Genomic DNA, 651 nt, shown 5'->3' with positions numbered 1-651 from the left:
AACAACGATTTACGCCTCAAGCGGTCAGCTTTGTTTATTCATGACGACGTGGTGCCCGCTGGCGCATCCAGAAAAGGCACAAACCCGATTGCTTTTAATGAATCTAAGGTGTTTGAATACCAAGCGCTCGCTGAAGCTAGCGATTTATTTGTCGAGCAAAAGTTGATTTCTTATATCATCTATTCTGTGCCTATTATCGCGATGATTTATCTTTGCCTATACGCGTTAAACAAGTTTGTCGATCCGCAAAGAAACCTTCTTGCAGAACTAAAAAAAGCCCTGAAAAAAAACGAATTAACCTTGTATTACCAGCCTCAAATTGATGTTGAAAGCGGACGCGTGTTTGGTTACGAAGCGCTGATACGCTGGGAGCATCAACAAAAAGGTTTTATTGCTCCAGATGAATTTGTTCCTGCGGCAGAACAGAACGGGTTAGTATCGTTGCTGACTGACTACGTTTTAGAAAAAGCTGCGGACGATTTCTCCAAACTGACGTTTACTCATCCGGTGCATCTTGGTGTCAATGTGCCTCCTGGTTACCTTGTCGGTTCTCATGTAATAAGAAAACTGCAACTCATCCACAGAAAGCTAAGTGAGAACAATGTGTCGCTCGGCATCGAAATTACGGAGCGTCAGTTGATCAATGGGGAA

General features: G+C 43.3%; 1 protein-coding gene. It reads left to right on the top strand.

Annotated elements, in window-relative coordinates; all coding sequences use genetic code 11:
* The coding region (locus R7040_RS27265) for an EAL domain-containing protein (protein WP_318097718.1) at window positions 1-651 on the top strand (651 nt) is incomplete at both ends.

The sequence above is a fragment of the Vibrio sp. 1069 genome (assembly GCF_033340555.1).
Note: the sequence above shows the minus strand (reverse complement) of the source record. Positions and strands in the feature narration are given on the sequence as shown.